Origin of the sequence: Bradyrhizobium campsiandrae (assembly GCF_014529705.1) — a bacterium.
In the GTDB taxonomy this organism is placed as follows: domain Bacteria; phylum Pseudomonadota; class Alphaproteobacteria; order Rhizobiales; family Xanthobacteraceae; genus Bradyrhizobium; species Bradyrhizobium campsiandrae.
Window position 1 is genome coordinate 67,345 of record NZ_JAANIH010000015.1, and the last position, 17,656, is coordinate 85,000.

The following is a 17,656-nucleotide window of genomic DNA, read 5'->3' on the forward strand; positions in this document are numbered from 1 at the left end:
CGCTACGACTTCTTGTCGAGCTGCCCGTGCTGGCGGCCGAAGTCGGGCGCCGCCGAATCCTGGCCGATCTCGACGATGCCGCGGCGGATGGCGCGGGTGCGGGTGAAGTGATCGAACAGCGCCTCGCCGTCGCCGCGGCGGATCGCGCGGGTGAGCTTGGCCAGATCCTCGGTGAAGGTGCCGAGCATCTCCAGCACGGCCTCCTTGTTGGCGAGAAAGACGTCGCGCCACATCGTCGGGTCGGAGGCCGCGATGCGGGTGAAGTCGCGGAAGCCGCCGGCCGAGAATTTGATGACCTCGGACTCCGTCACCTGCGCCAGCTCGTCGGCGGTGCCGACGATGGTGTAGGCGATCAGATGCGGCAGATGGCTGGTGATCGCGAGCACGAGATCGTGGTGATCCGGCGTCATCACCTCGACCTTGGCGCCCAGCGCCGCCCAGAAGGCGTGCAGATGGGCGGTGGCATCAGCGTCGGTGCCTTCAGGTGGCGTCAGGATGCACCAGCGGTTGATGAAGAGCTCGGCGAAGCCGGAATCCGGACCCGAATGTTCGGTGCCCGCGACGGGGTGGGCCGGCACGAAATGAACATTCTTCGGCAGATGCGGCGCCATGTCCCTGACCACCGCGCCCTTGACCGAGCCGACATCGGAGATGATGGCACCGGGCTTCAGATGCGCGGCGACCTCTTGCGCCACCGGCCCGCAGGCGCCGACGGGAATGCAGAGGATGACGAGATCGGCATCCTTCACCGCTTCCGCATTGGTTGCCACGACCTGGTCGACGATGCCAAGCTCAAGCACCCGCGCGCGCGTCTTCTCCGAGCGGGCCGTGGTGACGATCTCGCCGGCCAGGCCTTGGAGTTTCGCGGCGCGCGCGATCGAGCCGCCGATCAGGCCGAAGCCGATCAGGGCGACGCGCTGGAAATGCGGGTTGATGCTCATTTGCCGGCCATGAAGTCGCGCAGAGCCTCGACGACGAGGCGGTTGGCCTCCTCGGTGCCGATGGTCATGCGCAGCTGATGATGCAGGCCATAGTTCTTCAATGCGCGCAGCACGAGGCCGCGCTCGGTGAGATAGGCGTCAGCCGCGTCGGAGGTCTTGCCGCTTTCCGGAAAGTGGATCAGCACGAAATTGGCGACGCCGGGCGTCACCTTCAGCCCGAGCTTGGTGATCTCCTCGGTGAGCCGGTTGCGCCAGGTCTCGGTGAACTGCTTGGACATCGCCTGATGCGCGGTGTCCTCGATCGCGGCGACCGCGGCGTACATCGCCGGCGTCGACACGTTGAACGGACCGCGGATGCGGTTGACGGCGTCGATGATGTGCTCGGGGCCGAACATCCAGCCGACGCGCAGCGCCGCCAGACCGTGGATCTTGGAGAAGGTATGCGTCACCACCGTGTTCTCGGTGGTGGCGACGAGCTCGATACCCATCTCGTAGTCGTTGCGGGACACGTAGTCGCAATAGGCGGCGTCCAGCACCAGCAGCACGTGCGACGGCAGACCGGCGCGCAGGCGCTTGACCTCGTCGAACGGGATGTAGGTCCCGGTCGGATTGTTGGGGTTGGCGAGCCAGACCAGCTTCGTCTTCGGCGTCACCGCCTTGAGGATGGCGTCGACGTCGCAGGTCAGGTCCTTCTCCGCCGCGATGACGTTCTTGGCGCCGACCGCCATGGTCGCGATCGGATAGACCAGGAAGCCGTGCGTGGTCGAGATCGCCTCGTCGCCGTGGGTGAGATAGGTGTGGGCGAGCAGGTTGAGGATCTCGTCCGAGCCGGCGCCGCAGATGATGCGATTGGGATCGAGGCCGTAATGGCGGCCGATCGCCTCGCGCAGCACACGCGAGGTCCCTTCCGGATAGTCTTCCAGATGATCCGCGACGTGCTTGAAGGCCTCGATCGCCTTGGGCGAGGGTCCGAACGGCGTCTCGTTGGCCGAGAGCTTGAACACCTTGCGTCCCGGCTCCGGCACCGGGGTCTTGCCGGGCGTGTAGGGCGCAATATCGAGAATGCCGGGATTCGGCACGGGGCGGGACATCTTCAACTCCGAAAGTGGCTCTAGGCGGTACGCGATTTACGATTTTGGCCCGGTCGGGGGCACCGTATAGCGCGTTGCGTGGCTGCCGACGAGGGCCGTGGAGCGGACCGAGGCGCCCGCGTCGATCAGGGCAGCCCTGATCTTGTCGATGCTGGTGGCTGACGTGACCGAGACCAGCAACGCCGCGCCGTCGAAGGCGGTATCGGGCACCGCCACGATCTCGGCGAGCGGCGACAGCGCCCGCGCGACCTCGGCATTCCACCCCGAAACGCGCACGCTGAAGGTCTCGACCTCCGTCACCACGGCGCTGTCGGCGACACGGGAGATCGCGAACACCGGCAGCGCGGCCGGATGGTCGGCGCGTTCGACGAAGGGCATGCGTGCGATGATCTTCGGCGCGCCGTGGGCTTCCAGCTCCAGCCACCAGGGCGTGCGGCTCGAGGTCGCCGAGACCAGCGCGAGGTCGCCCTTGGATTTTGCCACGGCCTCGACGGCGGCCTGCGCGCTGAAATGCGCGACGTAAGGCACCGTGAAGCCGAAATGGAAGCGCACGGAATCGCGCATCGCCGGCTCGCTCGCCGAGATGTCGGCGTGCACGGAGAACGGCGCCTGCACATAGGTGAAGGTCGAGATGATGACGCGCCAGATGCTCTCGACCGTGTCGAGCGGCAGGATGCCGCGATGGCGCTGCACGATCTCGCGCATCATCGAGGCCTCGCGCGCCGGCCGGAACGCCGAGCCGACCTCCTGGGTCTGCTTCACCTGGATAAGGCGGTCGATGATGTCGCCGCGCTGCATCAAGAGGCGATGCATGGCCTCGTCGATCGCGTCGATCTCCTTGCGCAATTCCTGGAGCGATGGTGGCGCGGGCGGGCGTTGGGACATATCTGACAGGCTGCTGAGGGGCGTTCCAATGCGGATCGAGCGAGCCGTTGGTAGGCTCGGACCCGCTGCGGTCGATGTCCTGATTAGGCAGTCAGGGCGGCGAAAGCAAAGAGAAATGACGTCCTCTCAAGGCTGCCGGAGAAGGGGCGATTTTGGCCAATCCGGGCCGCGACTTGACGAAATCAGCCCGAGCCAGTAGGTTTTTGCCCGTTCCGTGGTCATTTGAGCCGGCCGGCTTGCAGCCACGTTAAAAAACTCGCTAAACAGGCCGGGGACGCTTCCGATCCCGGCCGAACCTATCGTTCAGGCCGGGTTTTTCATGGCCTGATGTCAGTCGCGATCAGAAAGTCCGATCGCAAACGAGGTCGATGGTCAGAGATGGTTGGCGTCAAGTCCGTACCCAGTCCTGCGATCAGTGCCGACGATCGGTCGCATGAGGTCGATCATCCGAGTTCGGAGGTCGCACATTTCGGCGCCGACCAGCCGCTGCGGCTCGATTGCGGCGTCGATCTCACCCCATTCCAGATCGCCTACAAGACCTATGGCGAGCTCAACGCCGATCGCTCCAATGCGGTGCTGATCTGCCATGCGCTGACCGGTGACCAGCACGTCGCCAATGTGCATCCGGTCACGGGCAAGCCCGGCTGGTGGGAGACGCTGGTCGGCCCCGGCCGTCCGCTCGATCCTGCCAGGTACTTCATCATCTGCTCCAACGTGATCGGCGGCTGCATGGGCTCGACCGGCCCGGCCTCGATCAATCCTGCGACCGGCAAGGTGTGGGGGCTGGATTTCCCCGTCATCACCATCCCGGACATGGTGCGCGCGCAGGCGATGCTGATCGACCGGCTCGGCATCGACACGCTGTTCGCCGTCGTCGGCGGCTCGATGGGCGGCATGCAGGTGCTGCAATGGACTGCGGCGTATCCTGCGCGCGTCTACTCCGCGCTGGCGATCGCCTGCGCGACGCGGCACTCGGCGCAGAACATCGCGTTTCACGAGCTCGGTCGCCAGGCGGTGATGGCCGATCCCGACTGGCACAATGGCGCCTATGCCGATCAGGGCATTCATCCGCATCGCGGCCTCGCGGTGGCGCGCATGGCCGCGCACATCACCTATCTGTCGGACGCGGCGCTGCATCGCAAGTTTGGCCGCCGCATGCAGGATCGCGAGCTGCCGACGTTCTCGTTCGACGCCGACTTCCAGGTCGAGTCCTATCTGCGCTACCAGGGCTCGTCCTTCGTCGAGCGGTTCGATGCCAACTCCTATCTCTATCTGACCCGCGCGATGGATTATTTCGACATTGCCGCCGACCATGGCGGCGTGCTGGCGAAGGCGTTCGCTGGGATCCAGACGCGCTTCTGCGTGGTCTCCTTCACCAGCGACTGGCTGTTCCCGACCTCGGAATCGCGCGCGCTGGTGCATGCGCTGAACGCGTCGAGCGCGCGGGTGTCGTTCGCCGAGATCGAGACCGATCGCGGCCACGACGCCTTCCTGCTCGACGTCCCTGAATTCTTCGACATCTCGCGCGCCTTCCTGCAATCGGCCGGCAAGGCGCGCGGGCTTACCTCCAAGAATGACTGACAAGGACGGCTAGCGATGTCTGTACAGGAAGTGCTGCCGCTGAACGGCCTTGTCTCCGAACAGTCCGGCCCGTTTCGTGCCGACCATTTGCTGGTCGCCGAGATGGTCAAGCCGGGCTCGAAGGTGCTCGATGTCGGCTGCGGCGAGGGCGACCTGCTCCAGCTCTTGGAGACGCGTGGCATCGACGGCCGTGGCATCGAGCTGTCGCGCGAGGGCGTCAACCGCTGCGTCGCCAAGGGCCTCGCGGTGGTGCAGGGCGACGCCGACACCGACCTCGTCAACTATCCCGACGATGCCTTCGACTACGTGATCCTGTCGCAGACCCTGCAGGCGACGCGGCAGCCCAAGGTCGTGCTGGAAAATCTGCTGCGCATCGGCCGCCGCGCCATCGTCTCGTTCCCGAATTTCGGCTTCTGGCGGATGCGGCTCCAGCTCCTGATCGGCGGCCACATGCCGCGCACGGAGAATCTCCCGGCAAGCTGGTACGACACCGCCAACATCCATTTCTGCACCATCAAGGATTTCGTCGAGCTCTGCGACGAGATCCACGTCAAGATGGAGCGCGCCGAGGCGCTCGACCTCTACGGCCGTCCCTTAAGGCTGCGGCTGCCCTGGTGGGTGTGGAATCTGTTCGGCGAGCAGGGCGTGTTTCTGCTGAGCCGCGGGCAGGGGAAGTAGTTTCTCTGCCTGTAGTCCGGATGGAGCGAAGCGCAATCCGGGGCAGGTCGTGCCGCGTGCAGGGAATCCCGGATTTCGCTGCGCTCCATCCGGGCTACGGCTGCGGAGTGTGTGGCGACGGCGGTGCCTCAATGCCCCGCCAGCGACCGCGGATCGCGCACCGGCCATCGTCCCGCTTCCACCAGTGTCACGAACCGCTCCACGCTCTCGTTGAACAGTGCGGGTTCTTCGAGATTGAGCACGTGGCCGGATTTCGGAAACATCGCGAGGCCCGCGGCCGGCAGATGCTTCTTCAGGAACAGGCTCGCGCCAATGCACGGATCGTCCTCGTCGCCGCAGATGATCAGCGCGGGCGTCGACACCTTCCCGATCGCCTCCGTCAGCGTGTAGATCGACGGGCGCCCGCCCTGAAAACCTCGCATCGTGTTGGCCGAGCCTTTTGCGTCGTGTCGCGCCAGCGCGGCGTAGAAATCGGCATGGCCGCGCGGGTCCTTCACCAGGAAGGGAATCCGGCTCGGCGCCTCGCGCGTGACCTTGGCGACGTCGGCCGAGCCGAGCGTCTCGAACTGATCGGCATTGGCGCGGCACTGCTTGCGCCAGGCCTCGAGGTTTTCGAGCTCCGAGCCGGAGCCAACGCCGGCGAGCGTCATCGACAGCGCACGCTGCGGTGCGTTCAATCCGATCTGAAGCGACGAGTAGGCGCCCATCGACAGGCCGACGAGATGCGCGCGCGCGATGCCGAGATGATCGAGCACGGCGAGCGCGTCCGTGTAGAAATGCGTGTAGCTGTAGACCTCACCATCAGGCACGTCGGACGGCGTGTAGCCGCGCGCCGAATAGGTGATGCAGCGGTGGCCGCGCGAGAAGTAGCGCATCTGCGGCTCCCAATTGGTGTAGTCGGCCGCGAACTCGTGCAGAAAAATGATCGGCGTTCCCTGGCCCGCTTCCTCGAAATAGATGCGGACGTCGTCCCTGGTCGTGGCGTGGGGCATTAACCGTTTCCCTCTCTTCAAGCCGCGCCTTCAGGATTGCAGTTAATGCTGATGTCCGCAATGCGGCAGCGTCGAACCAGCCTTGCCGCAAAATCATCGCAGCTATTCGCCGTCGCCGCGTCTTTTTCTCGCCACATCGGACGGCTTAACGGCCCGACGGATGTCGGCCACCGCACGGGCCGACGGGAACTGGGGGTGTCAACGAAGGATGAAGAATGGTTGAGTTGTTTGCGTCTCGCCTGTCGCGTTGTGTTGTCGCGCTGGCGATCTTCTTCGCAGCTCTTGCTGCGTTCGTGTCTCCGGCCTCGGCGCGGCCGCATCATCGTCATAGCGCGGAGCGGCACGCTTACGTGCATCTTGCCAGACATCATCATGGTCGCCGCCATGCGAGCGGCTCGCGCTTCGAGCGCAGCGCGGCGCAGTTGCAGGCGAGCGGCTTTGCTGACACGCAGGCCAGCTATGATCCGAACGCCAATGGCAGCAGCGGCGGTGCGAGCATGAGCGGCGGCTTCGGTGGCGGATCGGGCCTCGTCTCCGAGGCGCGCCGCTATCTCGGCGGCAATCCGACGGGGCGCGGCAGCCTGTGGTGCGCGCGCTTCATGAACATGGTGCTGGAGAAGACCGGCCACCGCGGTACCGGCTCGGACATGGCGAACTCGTTCGCGCATTACGGCACGCGCGTCTCGGGTCCGCAGGTCGGCGCCATTGCGGTGATGTCGCGCGGCGGTCGCGGCGGTCACGTCGGCATCATCACCGGCATCGACGCGCAGGGCAATCCGATCATGATTTCAGGCAACAACGGCAATCGCGTTCGCGAAGCCCCGATCTCGCGCGGCCGGATCTATGCCTATGTGATGCCGAATTGAAGGTAACAACAGCGACGGTGCCGTAGGGTGGGCAAAGGCGCGTAAGCGCCGTGCCCACCATCTCTCTCGATTGCGAAAAATGCGTGGGCACGCTTGCGCTTTGCCCACCCTACCGCAGCGGTGCCCTTGTCACACCAGTCTCGGCTGCTCCAGCGCGACCGCATCTCCGACACTGATCTCGCCGTCGGCAACCACCTCGGCATAAATCCCGCAATCCATGTGGCCGAGATGACGCGAGAGCGTCGGCGGGATCTCGAGATCGCGCTTGGCCGTCACCGGGTCCACATTCGTCGCCGGACAGCGGACGATGCGCTTCACCACCTTCAGCCGGGCCTGGCCGATGGCCAGTGACTGGCCGACGAGATCGAGCTCCGACCACGCTGGCCAGCCCTTCACGTAGAGATTGGCGCGAAAGCGCAAGGGATTGACGGCAACGCCGCCGAGCATGGTCTCGATGGCGCGGACGCTCTCGATGTTGATGATGGACACGACCTTGCGTGCGACGTCGGAAAAGCTGTGGTCGCGGCCGGACAGCACCCTGGGCGGGCCCTTCAGCTCCGGCTGAAAATTCTCGGTGAAATAGGCCTCGATCGCCGCGCGCCCGGCCGCTGTCTCGAGGTCGCCGCTGGCGACGATCTGGCCGTCCTTGCGGATGGTCAGGCGGCCCGTCGCATCCTCGAACCGGCTGTCGAGCGCGGCCAGCCGCTCATTGCGCGCCAGCATCAGGAACTGGATTTTCGGCTTCCATTCCGGCGCCTCCGGATCGAACCCGCTCGGACCATTCTCGATGGCATAGCGGCGATCGGCGGGGAGGGTCTGGCCGATCCGCAAATGGACCCGGGGCAGAGGCTCCGGCGTTAGGCCCTTGATCGGGTAGCGGTATAGGCCGGTGATTGCGGCGGTATGGCTTGATGTCATGGGCCTACTTAGGGGATTCTGTGGGGCCGCGCCAAGCCGGCCATTTCGCGCACGAAATTGTGAAGTCGCCTCTTCCGATCCGACGGCGTGCTTCCCACATCTGGGTCAGGCCGACGCCAGCGCCGGCTGATAACGACCGTTCCCGGTTGAGGAAAGTCAACGCGGGCATCGGAAACCCAATGAAGATGCCGTGTGGGGTGCCTTGAAGGGCCCCATGGGCAGGCCGAGGGAAAGAAAAGCTATGAACATCGAGAAGTACACCGAACGCTCCAGGGGCTTCATCCAGTCCGCGCAGTCGCTTGCGATGCGCGAGGGGCACCAGCAGTTTTCCACCCTGCATCTCCTGAAAGTCCTGTTGGACGACAATGAGGGGCTGGCTTCCGGCCTGATCGACCGCGCCGGCGGTAATTCCCGCGCAATCCTGAAGGCAACCGAGGACGCGCTTAACAAGGTGCCGAAAGTTTCTGGCGGCGGTGCCGGCCAGATCTATCTGGCGCCAGAGCTTGCGCGCACCTTCGATGCTGCCGAAAAGGCTGGCGAGAAGGCTGGCGACAGCTTCGTCACCGTCGAGCGCCTGTTGCTCGGCCTCACGCTGGAGAAGACCAGCGAGGCCGGCACGATCCTCGCCAAGGGCGGTGTCACGGCGCAAAATCTCAATGCCGCGATCGAGGCGCTGCGCAAGGGCCGTACCGCCGATAGCGCCACGGCCGAGAACGCCTATGATGCGCTGAAGAAATATGCCCGCGACCTGACCCAGGCTGCGCGCGACGGCAAGCTCGATCCGGTCATCGGCCGCGACGAGGAGATCCGCCGCACCATCCAGGTGCTGTCGCGCCGGACCAAGAACAATCCCGTCCTGATCGGCGAGCCCGGCGTCGGCAAGACCGCCATCGCCGAAGGCCTCGCGCTGCGCATCGTCAATGGCGATGTGCCCGAGAGCCTGAAGGACAAGAAGCTGCTCTCGCTCGACCTCGGCGCGCTGATTGCGGGTGCAAAATACCGCGGCGAGTTCGAGGAGCGGCTGAAGGCCGTGCTCCAGGAAGTGACCGGCAGCGAAGGCACCTTCATCCTGTTCATCGACGAGATGCACACGCTGATCGGCGCCGGCAAGGGCGACGGCGCGATGGACGCCTCCAACCTGCTCAAGCCGGCGCTCGCCCGCGGCGAGCTGCACTGCATCGGTGCGACCACGCTCGACGAGTATCAGAAGCACGTCGAGAAGGACGCGGCACTGGCGCGGCGCTTCCAGCCGATCTTCGTCAGCGAGCCCTCGGTCGAGGACACGATCTCGATCCTGCGCGGGCTGAAGGACAAGTACGAGCAGCATCACGGCGTGCGGATCACCGATTCCGCGCTGGTCGCGGCGACGACCTTGTCCAACCGCTACATCACCGACCGCTTCCTGCCCGACAAGGCGATCGACCTCATGGACGAGGCCGCGGCGCGGCTGAAGATGCAGGTCGATTCCAAGCCGGAAGAGCTGGATTCGCTCGACCGTGAGATCATCCGGCTCAAGATCGAGCAGGAGGCGCTCAAGAAGGAAAGCGATCTCGGCTCCAAGTCACGTCTGGAGTCGCTCCAGAAGGAGCTCGCCGAGCTCGAGGAGAAGTCTGCGGCGCTGACGGCGCGCTGGAGCGCGGAGAAGAACAAGCTCTCCAACGCCCAGAAGCTGAAGTCGGAGCTCGATGCCCTGCGCGTCGATCTCGCCGACGCGCAGCGTCGCGGCGAGTTCCAGAAGGCGGGCGAGCTGGCCTATGGCCGGATCCCGCAGCTGGAGAAGCAGCTCGCCGACATCGAGGCGCGCGAAGGCTCCGGCGAGATGATGGAGGAGGCTGTCACCGCCAACCACATCGCGCAGGTGGTCTCGCGCTGGACCGGCGTGCCCGTCGACAAGATGCTGGAAGGCGAGAAAGAGAAGCTCCTGAAGATGGAGGAGCAACTCGGCAAGCGCGTCGTCGGCCAGGCCGAGGCCGTGCGTGCGGTGGCAACCGCCGTGCGCCGTTCGCGCGCGGGCCTGCAGGACCCGCACCGGCCGACCGGCTCGTTCATGTTCCTGGGCCCCACCGGCGTCGGCAAGACCGAACTGACGAAGGCGCTTGCGGAGTACCTCTTCAACGACGAGACCGCGATGGTCCGCCTCGACATGTCCGAGTACATGGAGAAGCACTCGGTCTCGCGGCTGATCGGCGCGCCTCCGGGCTATGTCGGTTATGACGAGGGCGGTGCGCTGACCGAAGCCGTGCGGCGGCGGCCTTACCAGGTCGTGCTGTTCGACGAGATCGAGAAGGCGCACCCCGATGTCTTCAACGTCCTGTTGCAGGTGCTCGATGACGGCCGCCTGACCGATGGCCAGGGCCGCACCGTCGATTTCCGCAACACGTTGATCATCATGACTTCGAACCTCGGTTCGGAATATCTGGTGAATCAACCCGAGGGCGAAGACACCTCGGCCGTGCGCGATCAGGTGATGGGCATGGTGCGCGGACATTTCCGCCCCGAGTTCCTCAACCGCGTCGACGAGATCATCCTGTTCCACCGCCTGCAGCGGAGCGAGATGGGCCGGATCGTCGAGATCCAGTTCGCGCGGCTGCAGAAGCTGCTGACCGATCGCAAGATCGTGCTGACGCTCGATGCTGCGGGCCGCGACTGGCTCGCTGCCAAGGGTTGGGATCCCGCCTATGGCGCAAGGCCTTTGAAGCGGGTGATCCAGCGCTACCTGCAGGACCCGCTCGCCGAGATGATCCTGGCCGGCGACGTCAAGGATGGCGACACGGTTGCGATCTCGTCCGAGGGCAACGTGCTGACCTTCAACGGCAAGGCGCCGCAGACCGCGGAGATCACGCCGTTCGAGGCGCCGGTCTCGAAGCGCAAGCTGAACTGAGCGGCGATCCGCAACGCCAAATGAAATCGCCCCGGAGAGGATCGTCTCTCCGGGGCGATTTTTTTGTCTCGTCGGCCATTCGGCCGAGCGTGGTCCTACTTCTTCACCACCTTGTAGATCGCATTCTCGATGTCGGAGGAGAAATAGATGGTGCCAGTGGCACCGATCGCGACGCCGGTCGGAATATTGGTCGGCAGGCCGCCTGGCGCGCCAACGAGGCCGATCGGAAGATTGGCCGCAATCTCGGTGACGTTGCCGCTGTCGGGCGCGATCTCGATCAGCCGTTTGGCGCCCACCTCCGCCACGATCAATCGGCCGTCGCTTGCGCGCGCAAGGCCTTCGGGCATTTTCAGATCCTTGGCGAGCACGCTCTTTTCGCCGTTCCTGTCGATCCTGGAGACGGTGCCGGCAAAGGCTTCGGTGACGTAGACCTCGTCGCCCGATCCGCGGACGAGCCCGACCGGGCCCTCGAGGCCGCCGATCATCGTGGTACGGTCCTTGCCATGCTCGCCGCTGACGCGGACCAGCGATTGGGTGCCGAGCTCGGCCACCAGAATGCTGCCGTCGCCGAGCACGATCGCATCATGCGGCGCCTTGAAGCCGTGCAGCATGTCGCGGGTGGCGCCGGTCTTGCCGTCGATCACCTGCACCGTGCCGGTGAACCAGCTCGACAGGATCACGTCGTTGCCCATCGCCGTTGCGCTCATCGGATATTCGAGCGTGACGCCGTCGGCATGCATGCGCGCCTTCTCGGTGACCTCGCCGGTCGCGCCGTCCACCGTGCGATAGGCAAACACGTCGGCGACGTGGATCGTATCCTTGCCGTTCTCCGAGGTGACGCCGATGCCGCCGGGCAAAGCGAGCCTGCCGATGATGATCTGCTTCGCCGCGCCGGTCGCCGGATCGACCTGCTGGATGCCGTTGTCGGCCATGTTGGAGACGTAGATGCGGTCCTGGTCGTCGATGGCGAGATTGTCCAGCGACGGCTTCAATTGCGCGACCATGGCCTTGGTGCCGGACTTCGGATCGACCCGGACGAGCTGGCCAAGCGCGGTGTCGACCACCCAAAGATTGCCTTTGGAATCGAAGTTCACCGCGGCCGGGACCTTGAAGCCGTCGGCGACGACCGTCAGCTCGGCCTTGTCGACGTCGACCTTGGCAACCTGCCCCTTGAACCAGAGCGGACCGTACAGCTTGTCGTCGGGACCGAATTCGAAGCCGTTGAGACCGCCCATCTTCTCCATGATCTGACGCGGCGGTTTGACGCCCTCGACGTCGATTTCGTAGAGCGTGTCGCCAAGGAAAACAGTGGTGGCATAGAGCCGGCCATCCTTGCGGAAGGCGAGCGAATTGATGCCGGGAAGGCCGGATGCGAGCTTCCTGATCGGACCGTCACCCTTGCGCGCATAGAGATCGCCGGTCAGGAAACCGGTCCAGGCCATGGTGCCGTCGGGCGCGAAGGCGATGTCGTCGGCCATGCCCACCGGGGAGGGGACCGCAACCTTCGCGGTACCGCCGGCGATATCGACCTCGTAGAGCGCCGCACCGGCGACGCTGCCCGCAAACAGGTGGCCGCCCCTGTCGATTCCAAGCCCGTGCACGCCGTGGAAGGCGGAGCCCGGGACCAGCCTGGTGACCTCCCAGCCATCGGCAAATACGCCTGTGGTTGCGAAAATCGCAGCAGCGAAGGCTGCGCAGGCGAGCCTGGTCTTCATGGCGAGTCCTCCCATTTTTCGGGAAGTATTCGCCCGTCATGCCGCTTTGGCAAACGAAACTTGAAATTGTGGCGCGGCAAAATAATATCGCGCGACGACATCATTTTGGATCGTGTTTTTCCGGAGATGTCCGGTCGATGTCGACCGGTGATCCAATCAGCGGTTGCTGACCTGGAGCGGCCCGCCTGCCGCATCCGACATGCGGGCAATGGCGCCGCCGCGGCCGCTCATCATGCCGTCGAGACGGTCGCGCTCCTTCTCGAAGCTCGCGAGCATTGAGCCTTCCAGCGAACGGCCGCGCGGCAGCTTCACGCGCATCGGGTCGACGAAGCGGCCGTTGACGAGGATTTCGTAGTGCACATGCGGGCCGGTCGACTGGCCGGTCGAGCCGACGAAGCCGATCACCTGGCCCTGCCGCACCTTCTTGCCGGGCTCCATGCCCTTGGCGAAGGCCGACATATGGCCGTAGGCGGTCTCGTAGCCGTTGTTGTGCTTGATGCGGACGTATTTGCCGTAGCCGCCTTCGAGCTGCGCCTTCTCGATCACGCCGTTGCCGGCGGCGAAGATCGGCGTGCCGTAGGCGGTGGCCCAGTCGACGCCGGTGTGCATCTTCACGTAGCCGAGGATCGGATGGCGGCGGCCGCCGAAGCCGGAGCGCATGATGGCGCTGTTGACGGGCTTGCGGACCAGGAACTTCTTCGCGCTCTTGCCGGTCTCGTCATAGTAGTCGACGACGCCGTCGTCGGGGCTCTGGTAGCGGTAGTATTTCTTGGTCTCGCCGCCGACCGTGAGCGAGGCGAACAGCACCTCGCTTTTATCCGAGGCGGCCGTGCCCTCGTCTTCGCCGGCATAGAACACGTCGAACGAGTCGCCTGGCGCGACCTTGCGCTGGAAGTCGACGTCGTAGGAGTAGATCTTGATCATGTCGTCGATGACAGGCATCGGCACTTTGTTGCGCATCGCGGTCTCGTAGATGCTCTGGTAGAGCCGTACGCCGCTGCCGTCATCGTCGTCATCGTCTTCGCTGTTGGCGTTGGCCGCGGCGTCCGCGACGGTGTTCATGCTGGAGACGTCGACCGCGACGTATTTGCCGAGATCGGAGAGCGCGGCGATCGCCTCGACCATGGTATCGTTGGCGACGACGACGCGGTAGGGCTGCAGCCTTGCGCCGGGGCTGGCGGGCGCCATCAGGATGCGGAGCTTCTCGCCTTCCTTCAGGCCGCCGTCGCGGCCGCGGGGGCCGAGGGTCGCGGTGATCGCCTTGATCTCCTCGGCCGTCGCGCCGAGATCGCGCAGCACGGAGCCGACGCTGTCGCCCTTCTTGACCAGATGGACGCGTTCGCCGTTGGGATTGCCACCGGTGATCTGCTCCTTGGTCTTCGGCAGCAGCGTGACGTTTTCCGGCACCACGCGGGTCTCGAAACCGGCATAGGGATCGGATGGCGACGCTTCGGTGGCATAGGCCATCTTCATGTCGGAGGGGCCGGTCGCGCCGGAGACGTCGGCGGCGGCATTGGCGAGGGAAGCGTAGCGCACGCCGCCATTGCCACGCCAATTGGCGGCATCGCGCACGCGCATCAGGATGTCGTCGAGCGCCACCACCGCGGAAATCTTGGCCTTCGGCAGCACCGGCGAGAGATCCTTGGTGACGAAGGAGACCTCGGCATCGGGCTCGACGGCCTCAGGATTGTTCGGATCGTCGGTCGCGGTCTTCGGATCGGAGCCGACGTCGGTCAGCATACGCTGCGCATTGAAGGGCGGAATCTTCGCCGACAGCTCGCTGGTCGTCATCGACAGATTGCCGGAGATCCGGATGAACGGTCGCACCCGCATCACGTCGCGGTTGCCGACGCGGGCGACCGTCGAGACGCGCACGATGTTGCGCGAGGCGGTGGAATCATTCGGCGGCGGCAGGCGGTCGCTCTTGTGCAGCGTCGCCGTGCGATCGGCCGCGCCAAACGCGCCGCGCAGCGCGCCCTCGACTCGCTCCGGCACCTTGGCGAAGGTCATTTCGCCGTCGAGGGAAGCGAAAACGGCGCCGCCGATCAGGGCTGCGCCGCAGAGTCCGGTCAGAATTGTGCCGCTGAACCATTGCACCGAGACTTTGCGGCGATCGATGACGGCGGCCTCGGAACCATCGACGGACAGCGGCGGCTCGTGGCCGAGATCGATGATCCCGGTCTCACGCCCGTAAGCGCCGCGTGACGTCCTCTGGTTCAACCCAAGTCCCCCAATCAACGACCCAAAGACCTTCGCTTCGAGCTCTCCCCGGTCGCCCTCTTGCAGGGGCATCGCGGAGAAAGCCTTATCGCACAGGTGCTCGCGCTCAGAAGGCCCCGAATGAGGCCCGGCCGAAATTACGAACAGCTGCGCAGGTGAAGGTCTCTCGATGTCTCTCGAACGTCCGAAGAAGGCCGCGTCATCGTCAGATCGCCTTCTCTGAACCCCATGAAAATCGCCGGCAGCCCCCACTGGCATCCCTGCGATTCAAGCTTGTGTCATACCAGAACGCCGCGGGATTGTGGCTCTAGTGCGGCGTCTGACATGGAAAAAGTTTCCTGAACGGCCCGGCGCAGGGACCTTAGGCAGGGCGCCCGAGGCCGCTCCTGGCTTCCCTCGGGAGCCTCTTCCAGGCCCCTCGGGACGGCGCTGAGGCACAAACTTTTTTTCAGAATTTTTACCGAGCGGCGTCGCTTGGCGGGCCTTTCGTTCGCCTAATAGTCTGGAATCGCTATATTTTTCGGGCTAGTCCACTGTGCGACGATTTGTTGACGATTGGCGTTGACAGCCCGGAAGGCGGGGCCTATAACCCCAACCACTGAGCGCGGCGCCGCCGGGTCACTGACCAAGGCGAGCGAACGCGCCACTGATGCTCCTCACCTTGTTGAGTGACACAACAGCCGACGCAATCGGTTGGAGTCATTCGACGTCGGTAAGGGTGTCGGAACCCTTCCACTCCGGAAGGTTGGGGCCTCCACGGTCCCGGGCTGTTTGACAAGTGAAGATGAAGAAAGAGAAACGTGGACGGCGGAGTCCTTGCGCCTCTCGGACCACTTAAGAGCTTCGGCTTTTGAGTACTGAGAGAGGACGAAAGACTTCGGCGGTACACGTTTCAAAGGAAACACCATCGTTGTCCGCGATGTGAATCGCAGACAGCAAGTCGATTTCGGTCGACAATGGTGGGACCTCGTCAAACGTTGTGATCAGCCGGTTCAAAGTTCAAGTCCAACTTGAGAGTTTGATCCTGGCTCAGAGCGAACGCTGGCGGCAGGCTTAACACATGCAAGTCGAGCGGGCGTAGCAATACGTCAGCGGCAGACGGGTGAGTAACGCGTGGGAACGTACCTTTTGGTTCGGAACAACACAGGGAAACTTGTGCTAATACCGGATAAGCCCTTACGGGGAAAGATTTATCGCCGAAAGATCGGCCCGCGTCTGATTAGCTAGTTGGTAGGGTAATGGCCTACCAAGGCGACGATCAGTAGCTGGTCTGAGAGGATGATCAGCCACATTGGGACTGAGACACGGCCCAAACTCCTACGGGAGGCAGCAGTGGGGAATATTGGACAATGGGGGCAACCCTGATCCAGCCATGCCGCGTGAGTGATGAAGGCCCTAGGGTTGTAAAGCTCTTTTGTGCGGGAAGATAATGACGGTACCGCAAGAATAAGCCCCGGCTAACTTCGTGCCAGCAGCCGCGGTAATACGAAGGGGGCTAGCGTTGCTCGGAATCACTGGGCGTAAAGGGTGCGTAGGCGGGTTTTTAAGTCAGGGGTGAAATCCTGGAGCTCAACTCCAGAACTGCCTTTGATACTGAAGATCTTGAGTCCGGGAGAGGTGAGTGGAACTGCGAGTGTAGAGGTGAAATTCGTAGATATTCGCAAGAACACCAGTGGCGAAGGCGGCTCACTGGCCCGGTACTGACGCTGAGGCACGAAAGCGTGGGGAGCAAACAGGATTAGATACCCTGGTAGTCCACGCCGTAAACGATGAATGCCAGCCGTTAGTGGGTTTACTCACTAGTGGCGCAGCTAACGCTTTAAGCATTCCGCCTGGGGAGTACGGTCGCAAGATTAAAACTCAAAGGAATTGACGGGGGCCCGCACAAGCGGTGGAGCATGTGGTTTAATTCGACGCAACGCGCAGAACCTTACCAGCCCTTGACATGTCTAGGACCGGTCGCAGAGATGTGACCCTCTCTTCGGAGCCTGGAACACAGGTGCTGCATGGCTGTCGTCAGCTCGTGTCGTGAGATGTTGGGTTAAGTCCCGCAACGAGCGCAACCCCCGTCCTTAGTTGCTACCATTTAGTTGAGCACTCTAAGGAGACTGCCGGTGATAAGCCGCGAGGAAGGTGGGGATGACGTCAAGTCCTCATGGCCCTTACGGGCTGGGCTACACACGTGCTACAATGGCGGTGACAATGGGATGCTAAGGGGCGACCCTTCGCAAATCTCAAAAAGCTGTCTCAGTTCGGATTGGGCTCTGCAACTCGAGCCCATGAAGTTGGAATCGCTAGTAATCGTGGATCAGCACGCCACGGTGAATACGTTCCCGGGCCTTGTACACACCGCCCGTCACACCATGGGAGTTGGTTTTACCTGAAGACGGTGCGCTAACCGCAAGGAGGCAGCCGGCCACGGTAGGGTCAGCGACTGGGGTGAAGTCGTAACAAGGTAGCCGTAGGGGAACCTGCGGCTGGATCACCTCCTTTCTAAGGATGGCTCTTCAGAAGCTTGCTTCTATCGAGCTGTTTTAGAAACATCAGGGGCCAACAGATCGCCAGATCGTTGAGCTCCATTGGCGGGATTTCGCCGTCTACGTTTCTCTTTCTTCGCGGACGAACACGCGCTGGGCCTGCACGCAGCAGGATCCGGGGTCCTTAACGGGATATGCGTTAGGGGCTTGTAGCTCAGTTGGTTAGAGCGCGCGCTTGATAAGCGTGAGGTCGGAAGTTCAAGTCTTCCCAGGCCCACCACACTCATCAAAAGAGCATTCGTCTTCTGGTTACGGGGCCATAGCTCAGCTGGGAGAGCGCGTGCTTTGCAAGCATGAGGTCGTCGGTTCGATCCCGTCTGGCTCCACCAGATGGTTTGATCACCGAGGTCG

11 protein-coding genes, 2 tRNA genes, 1 rRNA gene and 1 riboswitch are annotated in these 17,656 nt (G+C 63.8%); of the genes, 7 read left to right on the forward strand and 7 right to left on the reverse strand.

Translation table 11 applies throughout. The annotated features are described in order from the left end of the window. Nucleotides 1–2 precede the first annotated feature (2 nt). From G8O24_RS13560 to G8O24_RS13570, 3 genes are read right to left on the reverse strand one after another with little or no spacing between them, the layout of a single operon-like run. The gene (locus G8O24_RS13560; protein ID WP_188099973.1) at nucleotides 3–941 is read right to left on the reverse strand and encodes a prephenate/arogenate dehydrogenase family protein; all 939 of its coding nucleotides are present in this window, start codon (nucleotides 939–941) and stop codon (nucleotides 3–5) included. Continuing rightward, nucleotides 938–2,032, reverse strand: a complete 1,095-nt coding sequence (gene hisC, locus G8O24_RS13565) for a histidinol-phosphate transaminase (protein WP_188099975.1) — start codon at nucleotides 2,030–2,032, stop codon at nucleotides 938–940. The genes G8O24_RS13560 and hisC overlap by 4 nt, the downstream gene beginning before the upstream one ends. A gap of 36 nt (nucleotides 2,033–2,068) precedes the next feature. Continuing rightward, a complete protein-coding gene (locus G8O24_RS13570) occupies nucleotides 2,069–2,917 on the reverse strand; it encodes a chorismate mutase (protein WP_188099977.1) in 849 nt (282 codons plus the stop codon). A gap of 204 nt (nucleotides 2,918–3,121) precedes the next feature. Then, nucleotides 3,122–3,201, forward strand: a riboswitch (SAM riboswitch). A gap of 94 nt (nucleotides 3,202–3,295) precedes the next feature. On the opposite strand from G8O24_RS13570, the gene metX reads away from it, so the two are divergent. Further along, nucleotides 3,296–4,498 (forward strand): homoserine O-acetyltransferase MetX, encoded by a 1,203-nt coding sequence (gene metX, locus G8O24_RS13575; RefSeq protein ID WP_188099979.1) that lies wholly within the window; start codon nucleotides 3,296–3,298, stop codon nucleotides 4,496–4,498. 15 nt (nucleotides 4,499–4,513) lie between these two features. Further along, a complete protein-coding gene (gene metW / locus G8O24_RS13580; RefSeq protein WP_188099981.1) occupies nucleotides 4,514–5,176 on the forward strand; it encodes a methionine biosynthesis protein MetW in 663 nt (220 codons plus the stop codon). A gap of 128 nt (nucleotides 5,177–5,304) precedes the next feature. On the opposite strand, the gene G8O24_RS13585 is transcribed toward metW, so the two are convergent. Beyond that, entirely contained in the window at nucleotides 5,305–6,168 is an 864-nt protein-coding gene (locus tag G8O24_RS13585) for an alpha/beta fold hydrolase (protein WP_188099983.1), read from the reverse strand. Nucleotides 6,169–6,383: 215 nt separating this feature from the next. Here G8O24_RS13585 and G8O24_RS13590 point away from each other — a divergent pair, with 215 nt between their 5' ends. Next, the gene (locus tag G8O24_RS13590; protein WP_188099985.1) at nucleotides 6,384–7,034 is read left to right on the forward strand and encodes an NlpC/P60 family protein; all 651 of its coding nucleotides are present in this window, start codon (nucleotides 6,384–6,386) and stop codon (nucleotides 7,032–7,034) included. A 129-nt stretch (nucleotides 7,035–7,163) separates the two neighbouring features. On the opposite strand, the gene G8O24_RS13595 is transcribed toward G8O24_RS13590, so the two are convergent. Then, nucleotides 7,164–7,952 carry an MOSC domain-containing protein gene (locus G8O24_RS13595; RefSeq protein ID WP_188099987.1) on the reverse strand — a complete coding sequence of 263 codons (789 nt, stop codon included), beginning with the start codon at nucleotides 7,950–7,952 and terminating at the stop codon, nucleotides 7,164–7,166. 241 nt (nucleotides 7,953–8,193) lie between these two features. On the opposite strand from G8O24_RS13595, the gene clpB reads away from it, so the two are divergent. Continuing rightward, on the forward strand, nucleotides 8,194–10,833 hold the full coding sequence (clpB, locus tag G8O24_RS13600) for an ATP-dependent chaperone ClpB (RefSeq protein WP_188099989.1): 2,640 nt from the start codon (nucleotides 8,194–8,196) through the stop codon (nucleotides 10,831–10,833). Between the two features lie 95 nt (nucleotides 10,834–10,928). Here clpB and G8O24_RS13605 read toward each other — a convergent pair whose 3' ends face one another. Continuing rightward, complete coding sequence (locus G8O24_RS13605) at nucleotides 10,929–12,548, reverse strand: NHL repeat-containing protein (RefSeq protein WP_188099991.1); 1,620 nt, start codon at nucleotides 12,546–12,548, stop codon at nucleotides 10,929–10,931. Nucleotides 12,549–12,704: 156 nt separating this feature from the next. Beyond that, nucleotides 12,705–14,768, reverse strand: coding sequence for a M23 family metallopeptidase (locus G8O24_RS13610; protein WP_188099993.1), 2,064 nt, complete (start codon nucleotides 14,766–14,768; stop codon nucleotides 12,705–12,707). 1,006 nt (nucleotides 14,769–15,774) lie between these two features. On the opposite strand from G8O24_RS13610, the gene G8O24_RS13615 reads away from it, so the two are divergent. The 3 genes from G8O24_RS13615 (at nucleotide 15,775) to G8O24_RS13625 (ending at nucleotide 17,634) form a co-directional block, all read left to right on the forward strand. Further along, nucleotides 15,775–17,261 (forward strand): 16S ribosomal RNA (locus G8O24_RS13615). Between the two features lie 187 nt (nucleotides 17,262–17,448). Continuing rightward, nucleotides 17,449–17,525 (forward strand) — tRNA-Ile (locus G8O24_RS13620). Between the two features lie 33 nt (nucleotides 17,526–17,558). Next, nucleotides 17,559–17,634 (forward strand) — tRNA-Ala (locus G8O24_RS13625). The last annotated feature ends 22 nt before the right edge of the window (nucleotides 17,635–17,656 follow it).

What these genes read in the sequence shown, in the direction of transcription:
- hisC (WP_188099975.1), bottom strand. Translation starts at nt 2,032, where the DNA reads ATGTCCCGCCCCGTGCCGAATCCCGGCATTCTCGATATTGCGCCCTAC.
- G8O24_RS13605 (WP_188099991.1), bottom strand. Translation starts at nt 12,548, where the DNA reads ATGAAGACCAGGCTCGCCTGCGCAGCCTTCGCTGCTGCGATTTTCGCA.
- G8O24_RS13560 (WP_188099973.1), bottom strand. Translation starts at nt 941, where the DNA reads ATGAGCATCAACCCGCATTTCCAGCGCGTCGCCCTGATCGGCTTCGGC.
- G8O24_RS13590 (WP_188099985.1), top strand. Translation starts at nt 6,384, where the DNA reads ATGGTTGAGTTGTTTGCGTCTCGCCTGTCGCGTTGTGTTGTCGCGCTG.
- G8O24_RS13570 (WP_188099977.1), bottom strand. Translation starts at nt 2,917, where the DNA reads ATGTCCCAACGCCCGCCCGCGCCACCATCGCTCCAGGAATTGCGCAAG.
- G8O24_RS13585 (WP_188099983.1), bottom strand. Translation starts at nt 6,168, where the DNA reads ATGCCCCACGCCACGACCAGGGACGACGTCCGCATCTATTTCGAGGAA.
- metX (WP_188099979.1), top strand. Translation starts at nt 3,296, where the DNA reads ATGGTTGGCGTCAAGTCCGTACCCAGTCCTGCGATCAGTGCCGACGAT.
- G8O24_RS13595 (WP_188099987.1), bottom strand. Translation starts at nt 7,952, where the DNA reads ATGACATCAAGCCATACCGCCGCAATCACCGGCCTATACCGCTACCCG.
- metW (WP_188099981.1), top strand. Translation starts at nt 4,514, where the DNA reads ATGTCTGTACAGGAAGTGCTGCCGCTGAACGGCCTTGTCTCCGAACAG.
- clpB (WP_188099989.1), top strand. Translation starts at nt 8,194, where the DNA reads ATGAACATCGAGAAGTACACCGAACGCTCCAGGGGCTTCATCCAGTCC.